At 73.5% G+C, this 15,280-nt stretch carries 12 protein-coding genes; 1 reads left to right on the top strand and 11 read right to left on the bottom strand.

Annotated elements, in window-relative coordinates:
* Positions 1-331: 331 nt before the first annotated feature.
* A complete protein-coding gene (pdxH, locus tag AC069R_RS20505) occupies positions 332-1,018 on the bottom strand; it encodes a pyridoxamine 5'-phosphate oxidase (protein ID WP_478768250.1) in 687 nt (228 codons plus the stop codon).
* 130 nt (positions 1,019-1,148) lie between these two features.
* Here pdxH and AC069R_RS20500 point away from each other — a divergent pair, with 130 nt between their 5' ends.
* The gene (locus tag AC069R_RS20500; protein WP_478768249.1) at positions 1,149-2,249 is read left to right on the top strand and encodes a citrate synthase 2; all 1,101 of its coding nucleotides are present in this window, start codon (positions 1,149-1,151) and stop codon (positions 2,247-2,249) included.
* A gap of 56 nt (positions 2,250-2,305) precedes the next feature.
* On the opposite strand, the gene AC069R_RS20495 is transcribed toward AC069R_RS20500, so the two are convergent.
* The 10 genes from AC069R_RS20495 to AC069R_RS20450 all read right to left on the bottom strand — a co-directional run bounded on the left by AC069R_RS20495 (position 2,306) and on the right by AC069R_RS20450 (position 15,206).
* Complete coding sequence (locus AC069R_RS20495) at positions 2,306-3,337, bottom strand: isopenicillin N synthase family dioxygenase (protein ID WP_478768248.1); 1,032 nt, start codon at positions 3,335-3,337, stop codon at positions 2,306-2,308.
* Between the two features lie 776 nt (positions 3,338-4,113).
* Positions 4,114-4,740, bottom strand: coding sequence for a TetR/AcrR family transcriptional regulator (locus tag AC069R_RS20490; RefSeq protein WP_478768247.1), 627 nt, complete (start codon positions 4,738-4,740; stop codon positions 4,114-4,116).
* Between the two features lie 4 nt (positions 4,741-4,744).
* A complete protein-coding gene (locus tag AC069R_RS20485) occupies positions 4,745-5,482 on the bottom strand; it encodes an enoyl-CoA hydratase family protein (RefSeq protein ID WP_478768246.1) in 738 nt (245 codons plus the stop codon).
* 46 nt (positions 5,483-5,528) lie between these two features.
* On the bottom strand, positions 5,529-6,689 hold the full coding sequence (locus tag AC069R_RS20480) for an acyl-CoA dehydrogenase family protein (protein ID WP_478768245.1): 1,161 nt from the start codon (positions 6,687-6,689) through the stop codon (positions 5,529-5,531).
* A gap of 81 nt (positions 6,690-6,770) precedes the next feature.
* The gene (locus AC069R_RS20475) at positions 6,771-8,612 is read right to left on the bottom strand and encodes an acetyl/propionyl/methylcrotonyl-CoA carboxylase subunit alpha (protein ID WP_478768244.1); all 1,842 of its coding nucleotides are present in this window, start codon (positions 8,610-8,612) and stop codon (positions 6,771-6,773) included.
* A 5-nt stretch (positions 8,613-8,617) separates the two neighbouring features.
* On the bottom strand, positions 8,618-10,216 hold the full coding sequence (locus AC069R_RS20470) for an acyl-CoA carboxylase subunit beta (RefSeq protein WP_478768243.1): 1,599 nt from the start codon (positions 10,214-10,216) through the stop codon (positions 8,618-8,620).
* Positions 10,213-11,889, bottom strand: a complete 1,677-nt coding sequence (locus AC069R_RS20465; RefSeq protein WP_478768242.1) for an acyclic terpene utilization AtuA family protein — start codon at positions 11,887-11,889, stop codon at positions 10,213-10,215. Before AC069R_RS20465 ends, AC069R_RS20470 begins: the two co-directional genes overlap by 4 nt.
* Complete coding sequence (locus AC069R_RS20460) at positions 11,886-12,722, bottom strand: TIGR03084 family metal-binding protein (RefSeq protein WP_478768241.1); 837 nt, start codon at positions 12,720-12,722, stop codon at positions 11,886-11,888. Before AC069R_RS20460 ends, AC069R_RS20465 begins: the two co-directional genes overlap by 4 nt.
* 184 nt (positions 12,723-12,906) lie before the next feature.
* Positions 12,907-14,118 carry a hypothetical protein gene (locus tag AC069R_RS20455; protein WP_478768240.1) on the bottom strand — a complete coding sequence of 404 codons (1,212 nt, stop codon included), beginning with the start codon at positions 14,116-14,118 and terminating at the stop codon, positions 12,907-12,909.
* Between the two features lie 149 nt (positions 14,119-14,267).
* Complete coding sequence (locus AC069R_RS20450; protein WP_478768239.1) at positions 14,268-15,206, bottom strand: EamA family transporter; 939 nt, start codon at positions 15,204-15,206, stop codon at positions 14,268-14,270.
* Positions 15,207-15,280 lie beyond the last annotated feature (74 nt).

Here is a 15,280-nt window from a genome sequence, read left to right as displayed (position 1 = left end):
CATTCGGGCGAGCCGACGGTGGTCCGGGGGCGTTCCGGGCGCCCCCGGCCGAAGGCGCGGAAAAACAGTTGAGTCCGCTCCGGCCGGTTCCTACGCTGTAGGCACACGGAAGGGAGGTGGTTCGGCGAATGTATGGATACCGGACGCGTGAGGTGGCTGCGGGCTAGCGGCTCGTCACCACGCTCAGTGCGGTGCCGGGCCGGCACGTGAGAGATACGTGCGGCCGGCCCAATCCCAAGCAGTCACCCGACCCGCGGGCTGCCGGTACGTCCGGCCGGCTCCTCTCCGGAGGAACCCAGCCCGCGGGTCGTCTGCGTTTTCGAGGCGGGCCTCAGGGGCTGAGGCGCTCGATCCGCCAGCCGCCGTCGGGGCGGGCGGTGTAGCGCAGGCGGTCGTGCAGGCGGTTCTCCCGGCCCTGCCAGAACTCGATGGTCTGCGGTACGACGCGGAAGCCGCCCCAGTGCGGCGGCACCGGCACCCGTTCGTCCTCGGGGTAGCGGGCCGCCAACTCGGCGTACGCGGCGTCCAGTTCGGCGCGCGAGCCGATCACCGTGGACTGGGCGCTGGCCCAGGCGCCCAGCTGGGAGCCGTGCGGGCGGGTGCGGAAGTAGGCCGCGGTCTCGTCCCGCCCGGTGCGCCGGACCCCGCCCGTGACGATGACCTGCCGGGCCAGCGGATGCCAGGGGAAGAGGAGCGAGGCATGCGGGTTCACCGTCAGGTCCCGGCCCTTGCGGGAGTCGTAGTTCGTGTAGAAGACGAAGCCCTCGGTGTCGAACTGCTTCATCAGCACGGTGCGTGAGCTGGGCCGCCCCTCGGCGTCCGCCGTGGCGACGACCATGGCGTTCGGCTCGTAGAGCGTGCCGTGGAGGGCCGCTCGGGCCGCGTCCTCGAACCAGCGTGCGAACTGGTCCATGGGGTGCGTGGCGAGGTCCTGTTCGGCGAGTCCGTCGGCCCGGTACTGCTTGCGCATCGCGGCGGGGTCGAGGACGGGATCCAGGAGTGGTTCGCGGTCGGTCACGCGGTCATCTTGCCGTATCTCATGGGCCTGGCACCCTCTGTCGTCAAGTCTCTCCCTGCGCGACATACGGGGTTATCGTGCTGGTGCCAGGCCCGTTCGAAACCGCGCCGCCCAGCCGAGGAGCCGCCTGATGTCCGACTTCGTACCCGGACTCGAAGGAGTCGTAGCGTTCGAGACGGAGATCGCCGAACCGGACAAGGAGGGCGGTGCCCTGCGCTACCGGGGCGTCGACATCGAGGACCTGGTCGGCCATGTCTCCTTCGGCAATGTGTGGGGCCTGCTGGTCGACGGCTCCTTCAACCCCGGCCTGCCGCCCGCCGAGCCCTTCCCCATCCCGGTCCACTCCGGCGACATCCGCGTGGACGTCCAGTCCGCGCTCGCCATGCTCGCCCCGGTCTGGGGACTGAAGCCGCTGCTCGACATCGATGTGCGGCAGGCACGCGAGGACCTGGCGCGGGCCGCCGTCATGGCCCTGTCGTACGTCGCCCAGTCCGCGCGCGGGCAGGGCCTGGCGATGGTGCCGCAGCGGGAGATCGACAAGGCCAAGTCGGTCGTGGAGCGGTTCATGATCCGCTGGCGCGGGGAGCCGGACCCCCGGCATGTCGCCGCGGTCGACGCGTACTGGACGTCGGCCGCGGAACACGGCATGAACGCGTCCACGTTCACCGCGCGGGTCATCGCCTCCACCGGCGCGGACGTCGCCGCCGCGCTCTCCGGCGCCGTCGGCGCGATGTCCGGCCCGCTGCACGGGGGCGCGCCCTCGCGGGTGCTCGGGATGATCGAGGAGATCGAGCGCACCGGGGACGCGCAGGGGTATGTGAAGCGGACCCTGGACCGGGGCGAGCGGCTCATGGGGTTCGGGCACCGGGTGTACCGGGCCGAGGACCCGCGGGCGCGGGTGCTGCGGCGCACGGCGCGGGAGTTGGGGGCGCCGCGGTTCGAGGTGGCGGAGGCGCTGGAGAAGGCGGCGCTGGAGGAGCTGCACAACCGCAGGCCGGACCGGGTGCTGGCCACGAACGTGGAGTTCTGGGCGGCGATCATGCTGGACTTCGCGGAGGTGCCGGCGCACATGTTCACGTCGATGTTCACGTGCGCGCGCACGGCGGGCTGGTCGGCGCACATCCTCGAACAGAAGCGGACGGGGCGGTTGGTGCGGCCGACCGCGCGCTATGTGGGGCCGGGGCCGCGGCGGCCGCAGGACATCGAGGGGTACGCGGACATCGCCCGGTAGCGGGGGCGGCCGGGGCGCGTGGACGGCCGCGCCCCGCGCCCCCTCAAGGGCGTCTCCTAGGCCGGGGTCAGCAGATTGCCGTGGTGCCGCTCCGCCACCAGCGGGTGGGCCCGCAGTTTGCCCTTCAGTTCGTTGTAGCCGTACTCGGCGAACAGGGGGTTGGTCGGGTCGGTGGTGATGCCGGGGGCCCGGTTGGCGTGCGGGAAGGGGAGCGGGGCGACCTTTCCGTCCAGGCGGGGGTTGTAGAAGAACGGGATGGAGAAGCGTTCCGTCGCTCCGGGCGGGCTGACCACGCGGTGGTTGGTGGCGAGGAGGTAGCCGTTGGTGGCGACCTCCAGGAGTTCGCCGAGGTTAACGACGAAGGCGTCCTCGAGCGGCGGCACATCGTGGAAGCGGCCGTCCTCGCGCTGGACCTGGAGGCCGCCCACGGAGTCCTGGAGGAGCAGGGTGAGGAAGCCGTAGTCCTTGTGCGCGCCGACGCCCTGGTCCGCGCCGTCGCCCGCGCTGCCGGGGTAGCGGACCAGCTTGAGGTGCGGATGGGCCTGGTCGCCGAAGATCGGGTCGTAGAAGTCGGCGGGGGCGCCGATGGCGGTCAGCAGCTCGTGCAGCAGGCGCTGGGCGACCGCGCTGAGCCGGTCGATCCAGGCGAGGGCCGCGGTGCGCAGCTCGGGCAGGGCGGCCGGCCACTGGTTGGGGCCCTGGAGCCACCAGTACGGCGGCTCGCCGGGACCGGGCACCCGCGCGGGGCGCTCGGCGCCGATGTCGAGCTGGTCGCGCCAGTCGCGGGCGCCGCCGGTGCGCTCGTCGCCGGTGCGCGTATAGCCGCGGAAGTGCGGGGAGTTGACGTTGTCCAGCGCCAGCCGGTCGGCCTCCGGGAGCTCGAAGAAGGCACGCATGGCGCTGGTCAGCGCGTCGGTCTCGGCCCTGGTCACGCCGTGCCCGACCAGCTGGAAGAAGCCGACGTCGTGCGCGGCGCCGTGCAGTTGGGCGTGGAGCAGGTCCCGGCTCCGGGGGCCGCGGTCGGCGGCGGAGAGATCGATGACGGGCAGCTGGTCGTACGACGCGGTCGTCGCGGTGTGCGAGGTCATGGTGTGTCCGCAGGGTGTACGGGGCACGGGCGGCCGCAGGGGTACGCGGCCCCCTGGATGCCGGAAAAGGAAGAGAACGCGGGACGCGGAGCGCGTCGGGGGGCTGGATCAGGCGGCGTGGCGCCGACAGCCCATGCTCGTGACGCGCACGTAGTCCACGTGGCGGCGTCGAACGAGCATCGGAAGCATGCGCCCAGAGTACTGCGCGCACCGCGATAGGGATGTGGCGCGGCTCACTCCACCGCGACGGCCGGACCACCGGCGGGTGCGCTGCCCACGCCGGGCGGACCGGGGGGGGACCGGGCGGACCGAGCGGACCGGGCGGACCGGGCGGACCGAGCGGACCGGGCGAACCGGACGGACCAGGCGGCCGGGCGGCCCAGGCGGAGCAGGAGGCCCAGGCGGATCAAGCGGATCAAGCGGACCAGGCGGCCGGGCGGACCAGGCGGAGCAGGCGGACGGGCGGACCGGGCGACCGGGCGAACCAAGCGGACCGGGCGACCGGGCGAAGCAGGCGGATCGGGCGGCCGGGCGGACCAGGCGGAGCAGGCGGGCCGAGCGGATCCGGCGGCCGGGCGAACCAGGCGGAGCAGGCGGACGGGCGGATCGGGCGGCCGGGCGAACCAGGCGGCCGGGCGGACCAGGCGAAGCAGGCGGCCGGGCGGACCAGGCGAAGCAGGCGGCCGGGCGGAGCAGGCGGCCGGGCGGACCAGACGGACCAGACGGACCAGGCGGCCGGGCGGACCGGGTCGGGCGGGCGGATCGGGTCGGGCGGCTCAGTCGAGTGAGGTCGCCAGCAGGGCCGCCCACTGGGCCACGACGCGTTCGCGGCGGGCCGTGTCGTCGGTGAGGACGTTGGCGAGGCCGAGCCCGCGGGCCATGTCGAGGAGGCCCTGGACGGTCTCGCGGACGCCGGGCCGGGACTCGTCGGCGCGCAGGAGGTCCACGGCGATGCGATGGGTCTCGCGGCCGACGCGGGCCTCCAACTCGGTGACCCGGCCGCGCAGTTGCTCCTCGTTGGAGGCGGCCACCCACAGTTGGAGGGCGGCCCGGAAGAGGGGGCCGGTGTAGAGGTCGACCAGGGCGGTGACGACGGCCCGGCGATCGCCCTGCGCGCCATCCGGGAACAGTTCGCGCAGCGCGCTGGAGCGTTCCTCGGCGACGTACTCGACGGCCGCGGTGAACAGGTCCTCACGGGTCGGGAAGTGGTGCTGGGCGGCGCCCCGTGAGACGCCGGCGCGTTCGGCGACGACGGCCACCGTGGAGCCCGCCCAGCCGTGTTCGGCGAGACAGGCGACGGCGGCCTCCAGCAGCCGCTGCCGGGTGGCCCGGCTGCGGTCCTGCTTGGGCCGCCGGTCGCGGTCCGCCCGTGGCCCGCGGGCGTGGTCCGCCGTCGTACTCATCTGGTCACACCGTCCATGCCGGATCCCGTTTCTCCAGGAAGGCCGTCATCCCCTCCCGTGCCTGGTCGGAGGCGAACAGGCGGGCCGAGAGCGCGGTCAGGGCGGCCGCGTCCCGGTCGAATGTTTCCAGCACCCTAGCCGTGAGCAGCCGTTTCGTCTCCGCCAGGGCCTCGGGAGCGGAGCGGCGCAGCCCGTCGAGGGCGGGCGCGAGGGCCTCGTCCACGTCCTCGGCGGCGGCCGTGAGCAGTCCGGTGCGCACGGCCTCCGCGGGGCCGAAGCGCTCGCCGGTGAGGTAGTAGCGGGCCAGGGCGCGCGGATCGGCGCGCTCCAGCAGCGGCAGCGAGATCACCGCGGGGGCCACCCCGATGCGCACCTCGGTGAAGGCGAAGGTGGCCGCCGCGCCGGCGAAGGCCAGGTCACACGCGGCGAGCAGGCCGAGGCCGCCCGCGCGGACGTGCCCGGTGACCCGGCCGAGGACCGGCTTGGGCAGCTCGACGAGCCGGCGCAGCAGGGCGACCAGCGCGTCCGGGTGCGGCGGTTCGCGCAGGTCCGCGCCGGCCGAGAAGGTGGTGCCGGTGTGGGTGAGGACGACGGCCCGCACGTCCGGGTCCGCCCCGCACTCGGCCAGCGCGCCGTCGAGGGCGTCGACGAGGCTCGCGGACAGCGCGTTGCGGGTGCCGGTGGAATCCAGGCTGAGGGTCTCGACGCCGCGCGTGCGCGCCCGTCCGATGGCCGTGGTCATATGCGCTCCCTGTGCTGGCGTCGCAGGATCACTGTGCAGCCGCGGCTCAGTACGACTTGGGCAGGCCCAGGCTCTGGTGGGAGACGTAGTTGAGGATCATCTCCCGGCTCACCGGGGCGATCCGGGCCACGCGCGCGGCCGTGATCAGCGAGGCGAGCCCGTACTCGCGGGTGAGGCCGTTGCCGCCGAGGGTGTGCACGGCTTGGTCGACGGCCCGCACACACGCCTCCCCGGCCGCGTACTTGGCCATGTTGGCGGCCTCGCCCGCGCCGATGTCGTCGCCCGCGTCGTAGAGGTGGGCCGCCTTCTGCATCATCAGCCGGGCCAGTTCCAGGTCGATGTGCGCCTGCGCGAGGGGGTGGGCTATCGCCTGGTGGGCGCCGATGGGTGTCTTCCAGACGGTGCGGTCGCGGGCGTACTCGATGGCCCGGCCGAGCGCGTACCGGCCCATCCCGATGGCGAACGCGGCCGTCATGACGCGCTCCGGGTTGAGCCCCGCGAACAGCTGGAGCAGCCCGGCGTCCTCGTCGCCGACGAGCGCGTCGGCGGGCAGCCGTACGTCGTCCAGGACCAGCTCGAACTGCTTCTCGGCGGCCTTGAGTTCCATGTCGATCGGCCGTTTCCGGAAGCCGGGCGCGTCCGTCGGCACGATGAAGAGGCAGGGCTTGAGGCGGCCGGTGCGGGCGTCCTCGGTGCGGCCGACGATCAGCACCGCGTCGGCCATGTCCACGCCGGAGATGAACACCTTGCGGCCGGTGAGCAGCCAGTCCGCGCCGTCGCGGCGGGCGGTGGTGGTGATGCGGTGGCTGTTGGAGCCGGCGTCGGGTTCGGTGATGCCGAAGGCCATGAGCCTGGTGCCGTCGGCGAGGCCGGGGAGCCAGGCGCATTTCTGCGCGTCGGTGCCGAAGCGGGCGATCACGGTGCCGCAGATGGCGGGGGACACGACGAGCATCAGGAGCGGGGAACCGGCGGCCCCCAACTCCTCCAGCACGATGGAGAGTTCGGAGATACCGCCGCCTCCGCCGCCGTACGCCTCCGGCAGGTTGACGCCGAGATAGCCCAGCTTCCCGGCCTCCGACCAGAGTTCGGTGAGGGGTTTGCCTTCGGCGAGGGTGCGGGTGAGGTAGTCGCGGCCGTAGCGGGTGCCGAGGGCGGATACGGCGGCTCGGAGTGCCTTGTGCTCTTCGGATTCGATGAGCGTGGTCATTCGATTCCTCCGGGTGCGGGTTGTGTGTGGTTGCTCGCGCTCACGCGGCGGTAGCCGCACGTCGATACGGCCCCGCGCTCCTCAGGCCGGCCGCACCACTGCCAGCAACAGGCCGGGCTCCACCTGTTGTCCCGGCTTGGCGTGCAGCGCGGTCAGGGTTCCTGCGGCGGGGGCCGAGATCCGGTGCTGCATCTTCATCGCCTCCAGCCAGATCAGGGGCTGCCCGGCGGTGACCGCCGCGCCCTCTGCCAGGCCCTCGGCGACACGGACGACCGTGCCGGGCATCGGCGCCACCAGGGAGCCCGGAGCGAGCTGGGCGGTGGGATCGGGAAAGCGGGGCAGCGCGATCAGCCGCTCGGCGTTGACGTACACCTCGTCGCCATACCGCGCCACCGCGAACGTCCGCCGTACGCCGTCCACTTCGAGGACGACCGTGTCCGCGTCGGCGCGCACGACCCGTACCCCGTCGGCGTCGAGGCCCCGCCGCGTGTGCCGGTACCGCGCCTCAACCTCCTCCCCCGCCACCGCGTACCGCTTGACCTGGTCCTGCGACGGCACGTTGCGCCAGCCGCCGAAGCGGGAGCGGCCGTGGGCGTCGGCGAGGGCGGCGGCGAGCGGGGCGAGGGGGTCGGGGGCGGGCGCCGTGAGGGCGGGGAGGTGGCGGTCGTAGAAGCCGGTGTCCATGCGGGCGGAGGTGAACTCCTCATGGCGCAGGGAGCGCACGAGCAGGTCGCGGTTGGTGGCGGGGCCGTGGATCACCGCCGCTTCCAGGGCGCCCGCGAGCCGGCGGACCGCCTCCGTCCGGGTCGGGGCGTGGGCGACGAGCTTGGCGAGCATCGGGTCGTAGTGGACGCCGATGGGGTCGCCGTCGGTGTACCCGGTGTCGAGGCGGACGCCGGGCGGGGCGGCGAGCCGGTGCAGGGTGCCGGTCTGCGGGGCCCAGTCGCGGGCGGGGTCCTCGGCGTACAGGCGGACCTCGATCGCGTGGCCGCGCGGGCTCGGCGGGTCCGGCTCCAGGGCGTGGCCCTCGGCGACACGGAGCTGCTCGGCGACGAGGTCGAGCCCGAACACCGCCTCCGTCACCGGGTGTTCGACCTGGAGGCGGGTGTTCATCTCCAGGAAGTGCGCGCGGCCGTCGGCGACCAGGAACTCGACGGTGCCCGCGCCGACGTAGGAGACGGCCCGTGCGGCCCGTACCGCCAGCGTCCGCAGCTCCTGTGCCAGGCGCTCGGGCAGGCCGGGCGCCGGGGCCTCCTCGATCACCTTCTGGTGGCGGCGCTGGAGGGAGCAGTCGCGGGTGCCGAGCGGCCAGACGGTGCCGTGGGTGTCGGCGAGGATCTGCGCCTCGACGTGGCGGCCGTTCTCGAGGTACGGCTCCACGAACACCTCGCCGTCCCCGAAGGCGCTCGCGGCCTCGGCGCGCGCCCCTTCCAGGGCGTCCCGGAGCTCGTCCAGGCGGCGCACGATCCGCATCCCGCGCCCCCCGCCGCCCGCCGCCGCCTTCACCAGCACCGGCAGGTCCCCCTCGGTGACCTCCCCCAGGGGTTCCAGGCCCATCAGCCGCTTGGCGCGCGTCTTGGAGGCCATGGCCTCGATGGCCTCGGGGGACGGCCCGATCCAGGTCAGCCCGGCGTCCAGGACCGCGCGGGCGAAGTCCGGGTTCTCGGAGAGGAAGCCGTAGCCGGGGTGCACGGCGTCCGCGCCGGCGGCGAGGGCGGCCTTGACGATCAGGTCGCCGCGCAGATAGGTGTCGGCGGGCGCCGCGCCCGGCAGTCGTACCGCCGCGTCCGCCCGGCGGGTGTGCAGCGCGTTCGCGTCGGCGTCCGAGTACACGGCGACCGTACGAATGCCCAGGTCGGCGCAGGTGCGGAAGATGCGGCAGGCGATCTCGCCGCGGTTGGCGACCAGCAGTGTCTCGATCATGGACCTCACATCCGGAAGACGCCGAAGCCGCCGCGCGCGCCCTCGCAGGGGGCGGTGTGGATCGCGGAGAGGCACAGGCCGAGGACGGTGCGGGTGTCGCGCGGGTCGATGACGCCGTCGTCGTACAACCGCCCGGACAGGAACATCGGCAGCGACTCGGACTCGATCTGCTGCTCCACCATGGCGCGCAGGGCGGCGTCCGCGTCCTCGTCGTAGGGCTGTCCCTTGGCTGCCGCCGACTGCCGGGCGACGATCGACAGCACGCCCGCGAGCTGCTGCGGCCCCATGACGGCGGACTTGGCGCTGGGCCAGGCGAACAGGAAGCGCGGGTCGTAGGCGCGGCCGCACATCCCGTAGTGGCCGGCCCCGTAGGAGGCACCCATGAGGACGGACAGGTGCGGAACGCGGGAGTTGGACACCGCGTTGATCATCATCGCGCCGTGTTTGATGATCCCGCCCTGCTCGTACTCCCGGCCGACCATGTAGCCGGTGGTGTTGTGCAGGAAGACCAGCGGGATGTCGCGCTGGTTGGCGAGCTGGATGAACTGGGCGGCCTTCTGCGACTCCGCGCTGAACAGCACCCCTTGCGCGTTGGCGAGGATGCCGACGGGGTAGCCGTGCAGGGCCGCCCAGCCGGTCACCAGGCTGGTGCCGTACAGCGGTTTGAACTCGTCGAAGTCGGAGCCGTCCACGATCCGGGCGACGACCTCGCGCGGATCGAAGGGGATCTTGAGGTCGCCGGGGACGATGCCGAGCAGTTCCTCCGGGTCGTACTTCGGGGGCTCGGCCGGGCCCGGATCGGGGTGCGCCTTGCGGTGGTTGAGCCGCGCGATCACCCGCCGCGCCTGCCGCAGGGCGTCCCGCTCGTCCACGGCGAAGTAGTCGGCGAGCCCGGAGACGCGGGCGTGCATCTCGGCGCCGCCCAGCGACTCGTCGTCGCTCTCCTCGCCGGTGGCCATCTTCACCAGCGGCGGGCCGCCGAGGAACACCTTCGCCCGCTCCTTGACCATGATCACGTGATCGGACATGCCGGGTATGTAGGCGCCGCCGGCCGTGGAGTTGCCGAAGACGACGGCCACGGTCGGGATGCCGGCGGCCGAAAGCCGGGTGAGATCACGGAAGATGGCGCCGCCGGGGATGAATATCTCCTTCTGCGAGGGCAGATCGGCGCCGCCCGACTCCACCAGGCTGACGCAGGGCAGCCGGTTGGCGAGCGCGATGTCGTTGGCGCGCAGGGCCTTCTTCAGGCTCCAGGGATTGCTGGCGCCGCCGCGCACGGTCGGGTCGTTGGCGGTGATCAGGCACTCCACGCCCGCGACCACGCCGATGCCGGTGACGAGCGAGGCGCCGACGGCGTACTCGCTGCCCCAGGCGGCCAGCGGGGACAGCTCCAGGAACGGGGTGTCCGGGTCGAGCAGCAGCTCGATGCGCTCGCGGGCGAGCAACTTGCCGCGCCCCCGGTGCCGTTGGACGTATTTCTCGCCGCCTCCCGCGAGCGCCTTGGCGTGCTCGTCCGCCAGTTCGGCGAGTTTGCCGAGCATGGCCTCGCGGTGGGCGGTGTAGTCGGGGTGGTGGGTGTCCAGGGCCGTGTCGAGGACGGTCACAGCAGGGCCTCCGGGATGTCCAGGTGGCGGGAGCGCAGCCATTCGCCGAGGGCCTTGGCCTGCGGGTCGAAGCGGTGCCGGGAGGCGACGCCGGCGCCGAGGATGCCGGTGACGACGAAGTTCAGGGCGCGCAGTTCGGGCAGGACGTGGCGGGTGACCGGCAGGTCGCGGCTCTCGGGGATCAGCTCCCGGAACCGGTCGGCTGTCAGCTCGTGCGCGAGCCACCGCCACGCCTCGTCGGTACGGGCCCACACCCCGACGTTGGCGTTCCCGCCCTTGTCCCCGCTGCGGGCGCCGGCGACCAGCCCGAGGGGGGCGCGGCGGGTGGCCCCTGGGGGGAGCGGGTCGGGCAGGTCAGGGGGCGGTGTCTCCGCCAGGGGGCGGGTCTCCGGGGGCGGGGGGACCCGTACGGGGCTCCCGTCGGGGAGTACGGCCGTGTGGACCACGCCCTCCTGAGGCACGTACGCGTCCTCGGAGATCCCGTAGGGGTCGCCCTTGCCGGGCGGGGCGAGCACATGGAAACCGGGGTAACTGGCGAGCGCCAGCTCGATGGCCGCCCCGCTGAGCGCCCGTCCGACCACCCGCTGGTCCGGATCCCGTACGACGAGCCGCAGCAGGGCGCTGGCAGTCTCCTCGGTGCCGGCGTCCGGGCGGTCGGTGCGGACAAGCTCCCAACTGACCTGGGCGGGAGGCGCCTTCGCCATCTCGGGCGCCAACTGCTCCTTGACGAGGGTGGCCTTGGCCTCGATGTCGAGCCCGGTGAGCACGAAGACGACCTCGTTGCGGAAGCCCCCGAGCTTGCTGAGCCCCACCTTCAGGGTCGGCGGGGGCGCTTCCCCGTGCACCCCTTCGATCCGCACCCGGTCGGGCCCGTCCTGGCCGATCCGGACGCTGTCGAGCCGGGCGGTGACATCGGGTCCGGCGTACCGGGCGCCCCCGGTCTCGTACAGCAGCTGCGCGGTGACCGTGCCGACGTCCACGAAACCGCCGGTGCCGGGGTGCTTGGTGATGACGCTGCTGCCGTCGGCGTGGATCTCGGCGAGCGGGAAGCCGGGCCGTCGTACGTCACCCTCCCGGAAGAACGCGTAGTTCCCGCCGGTGGCCTGCGTCCCGCACTCCAGCACGTGCCCGGCGATCACGGCCCCGGCGAGCTTGTCGAACTCCCCCTGCTCCCAGCCGAAATGGGCGGCGGCGGGCCCGGTGACGAGGGCCGCGTCGGTCACCCGCCCGGTGACGACGATGTCCGCGCCGGCCCGCAGACACGCGGCGATGCCGAACCCGCCGAGGTAGGCGTGGGCGGCGAGGGTGCCGGGGTGACCGGCGGTCAGGTCGTCGCCCTCGACATGGGCGACGCGCAGGGGTATGCCGAGCCGGTCGCCCAACTCGCGTATGTGAGCGGCGAGTCCGGCGGGGTTGAGCCCGCCCGCGTTGGCGACGATCCGCACCCGGCGCTCCCGGACCAGGCCGAGGCACTCCTCAAGCTGGCGCGGGAAGGTGCGGGCGTATCCGGCGCCGGGGTCCTTCAGCCGGTCGCGGGCGAGGATCAGCATGGTGAGTTCGGCGAGGTAGTCACCGGTGAGGACGTCGAGTTCGCCGCCGGTGAGCATCTCGCGCAGGGCGTCGAAGCGGTCGCCGTAGAAGCCGGAGAAGTTGCCTATGCGCAGGGGGGTCACCGGCCGGATCCCTCCGCCGGGCCGTCCGATCCCTTCGCCGGGCCATCGGCCGTCTTCGGCTTCCGGCCGCTGCCCGGTGGGCCCGCGAACGCCTGGGCGATGTCCAGCCAGCGGTCCGCGTCCGGGCCCTCGGCGGTCAGGGCGAGGTCGTCGCGGTGGGCGCGCTGGGTGACGAGGAGGCAGAAGTCGAGGGCCGGTCCGGTGACGCGTTGCGGGGCGTCTTCGGGGCCGTAGCCCCACACCGCGCCGCTGGGGGCGGTGAGCAGGACGCGGAACTCCTCGGCGGGCGGGGTCAGACCGTGGACCGTGTAGGCGAAGTCCCGTGTGCGGACGCCGAGTCGGGCGATATGGGCGAGGCGGTCGGTCGGGACGGGCGTGACGCCGAGCGCGTCGGCGACGTCCAGGCCGTGTGCCCAGGTCTCCATCAGGCGGGCGGTGGCCATGGAGGCGACGGCCATGGGCGGCCCGAACCAGGGGAAACGGGCGCCGGGTTCGGCCGCGCGCAGGGCCAGGTCGAGGGCGTCGCGCCCGGACCGCCAGGCCGCGAGGAGTTCCGCGGGCGGCAGCCCGGCGCTCTCCTTGGCGCCCTCGTCCACGAAGGAGTCGCCGTGTGCGAGGGCCTTCGCGGCCAGCGCGCGGAACGCGTCCGGGTCGGTGACGGCGGCCAGCGCCGCGCGGTCGGTCCAGGCGAGGTGGGCGATCTGGTGGGCGACGGTCCAGCCGGGCGCGGGGGTGGCGAGCGCCCACTGCTCGGGCGTCAACCGGGCGACGAGCCGGTCCAGTTCGTCGCTCTCGGCACGCAGGTCGTCGATGACGGGCGTCGGGTCGGCCATGAGGGGAGCATGGCAGTGAGGGTGGAAACAATCAAGCGTGCTTGCATGATTCATTGCGCCGACCTTGCCCGGCCGGAGTCGGGGCCACGGTCAGGGTCGGGGGTGGGGTGGACTCAGGGTGGCCGGGGTGGTCTGAGGGTGGCCGGGTGGGCTGAGGGGGCGCGGCTCAGGGGCGCGTCCGGGGTCAGCCCAGGAGTGAGGCGAGGGTCCCGGCGAAGGAGTCCGCGGAGTACTCGGCGTGCTCGCGGATCCGGTCGGCCACGGCGGCCGCTCCCCCGCCCTCCACGAGCCGGACGATCCGCTCGGCCCGCCGCTCGTGCCCCTCGGGGCTGTCGGCGACGGCCGGAAGGTAGAAGTCGGCCGCGTCGTACGCCATGTGCAGCACGTGCTTCTTCACGTCGCTGAGCGTCAGGTAGTCGCGGTCGGTCGTCGGCACCGGCTCGGGCCTGCCGACGCAGACCACCGGGGTGCCGGCGCCCCAGGCGTTGACGCACAGGTGGTAGGTGTCGGTGATGACGAGGCGGTAGCGGGGCAGGACGCCGAGCAGATCGCCGACGGTGGGGTCACCGGGGCGGACCGGGAGGTGGCCGACCCGCTGCGGGACGTCCCCCTCGAACCAGGGGAGCCATTCCAGGGGCGCGCCCAGCCGCTCCGCGAGCCCCTGACAGAAGCCGGGCAGCCAGTCGGGGATCTTCGTCCGGGCGCCGAGGAACACCCCGATCGCGCCCCCCTCCGGAAGATCCTGGGACCAGGGCGTGACCGGGAGGCAGTCGAGGTCGCCGGGACGGTTCAGCAGGGCCGCGTCGGAGCCGAAGTGGTCGGTCGTACGGTCCCCGCGCAGGTGCCCGAGCTTGGCCGCCGACAGCGGATCGCGCACCCAGATCCGGCGGCTGCGCGTCATCAGCCGCGTGAACAGGGGCCCGTACTCCTTGTCCTCGTAGTCCGACTGCGTGTTGTGCAGGATCGTGCCGCCGTAGCCGAGGGTGCGGTCGAGCAGGCCGTCCGGCTGGTCGGCGAGGAGCAGGGTCCGGTTGAGCAGGGCGCGGGCGGCGCCCCGGTCCTTCACGAGCCCGTAGTCGAGGAGCCGGTTGGAGGCGTCCTGGGTGAGGTAGTGCCGGGCGTGCAGGAAATCGCCCCAGAAGACGACGGCGTCGTGCTCGCGCAGGCTGTCCACCTCGTCGATCAACGACCGGAACCGGAAGGGCAGTTCCGCCCCGCGCACGCCCTCCCGCAGGCCCCGCAGCGGCACGGTCTGCGGCAGGTGCAGCGTGTACCAGCTCGCCTCGAAGCCGCCCCCCATCCGCCGCCGCATCGCCTCGAAGGCCAGGTCGACGGTCAGCATCCCGGTGTTGCGGTAGCCGATATTGGGCGCGGTGATGACGGCGACACGTGCCATGCGTTCCTGTTCCCCTGCCTGTTGCCGACGCCTCATTCGACGCCACGGACCCCTTCCCGCCAACGTACACAGCGCCACCGCCCCCGGCCCGGCCCACCCCCGCCCCTTCGGGCCGACCCGCCACGGGGAAATCCGGGCCAGGGACGGCCCTACGCGTCCGGCACCGGCGTCCTGGCCCGGCCCACCTGGGTGCGCACCGCGCCGATGGTCGCCGCGATGACCAGGGCGATCGCGATGATCTCGCGGGCGGAGAGGGACTGGCCGAGGATGAGGAAACCGGCGGTGGCGGCGAGGGCCGGTTCCAGGCTCATCAGGATGGCGAAGGTGGCGGCGGGCAGCTTGCGCAGGGCGAGGAGTTCGAGGGTGTAGGGCAGCACCGAGGAGAGCACGGCCACCGCCGCGCCCAGGCCGAGGGTGGTGGGGACGAGGAGACGGTCGCCGGAGGAGGCGATGCCGAGCGGCAGCACCAGCAGCGCCGCGACCGCCATGGCCAGCGCCAGCCCGTCCGCCTGCGGGAAACGCCGGCCGGTGCGCGCGCTGAAGACGATGTACGCCGCCCACATCGCGCCCGCGCCCAGCGCGAAGCCCACCCCCGCCGGGTCCACCCCGCTGAAGCCCCCGCCGCCGAGCAGGAACACGCCGCCCAGCGCGAGCGCCGCCCACACGACGTTGATCAGGCGGCGGGAGGCCACGACCGAGAGGGCGAGCGGTCCGAGCACCTCCAGGGTGACGGCGGGGCCGAGCGGGATACGGGCCACGGCCTCGTAGAACAGGCTGTTCATGGCGCCCAGGGCGAGACCGAAGACGATCACCGTGCCCCAGTCGGCACGCGAGTGGCCGCGCAGCCGGGGCCGGCAGAACAGCAGCAGCACCACCGCCGCCGCGACAAGCCGGAGCGTCACCACGCCCAGCGCGCCCGCCCTCGGCATCAGCGTCACCGCGAGGGCCCCGCCGAACTGCACCGACACCCCGCCGGCCAGCACCAGCCCCACCGGTCCGAGCGAGCCGAGTCGGCCCGGAGTCCCCGGCGGGCCGGGCGCCGTCGCGGACGAACGGGAAGTGGCGCTTGAGGTGTTGACGGTGCTCACGACGGTCCCGGTGCTCGACTCAGATCATGTACAGCTCCCTGTACTACCCGGTCCAGGGTAGTGGACCCCGTCAG

This window comes from Streptomyces sp. NPDC043952 (genome assembly GCF_056435325.1).
Note: the sequence above shows the minus strand (reverse complement) of the source record. Positions and strands in the feature narration are given on the sequence as shown.

Bases quoted from the DNA above. Each gene is read 5' to 3' on its own strand.
- AC069R_RS20480 (WP_478768245.1), bottom strand. From the start codon at position 6,689: ATGACCACGCTCATCGAATCCGAAGAGCACAAGGCACTCCGAGCCGCC.
- AC069R_RS20475 (WP_478768244.1), bottom strand. From the start codon at position 8,612: ATGATCGAGACACTGCTGGTCGCCAACCGCGGCGAGATCGCCTGCCGC.
- AC069R_RS20460 (WP_478768241.1), bottom strand. From the start codon at position 12,722: ATGGCCGACCCGACGCCCGTCATCGACGACCTGCGTGCCGAGAGCGAC.
- AC069R_RS20455 (WP_478768240.1), bottom strand. From the start codon at position 14,118: ATGGCACGTGTCGCCGTCATCACCGCGCCCAATATCGGCTACCGCAAC.
- AC069R_RS20490 (WP_478768247.1), bottom strand. From the start codon at position 4,740: ATGAGTACGACGGCGGACCACGCCCGCGGGCCACGGGCGGACCGCGAC.
- AC069R_RS20500 (WP_478768249.1), top strand. From the start codon at position 1,149: ATGTCCGACTTCGTACCCGGACTCGAAGGAGTCGTAGCGTTCGAGACG.
- AC069R_RS20495 (WP_478768248.1), bottom strand. From the start codon at position 3,337: ATGACCTCGCACACCGCGACGACCGCGTCGTACGACCAGCTGCCCGTC.
- AC069R_RS20485 (WP_478768246.1), bottom strand. From the start codon at position 5,482: ATGACCACGGCCATCGGACGGGCGCGCACGCGCGGCGTCGAGACCCTC.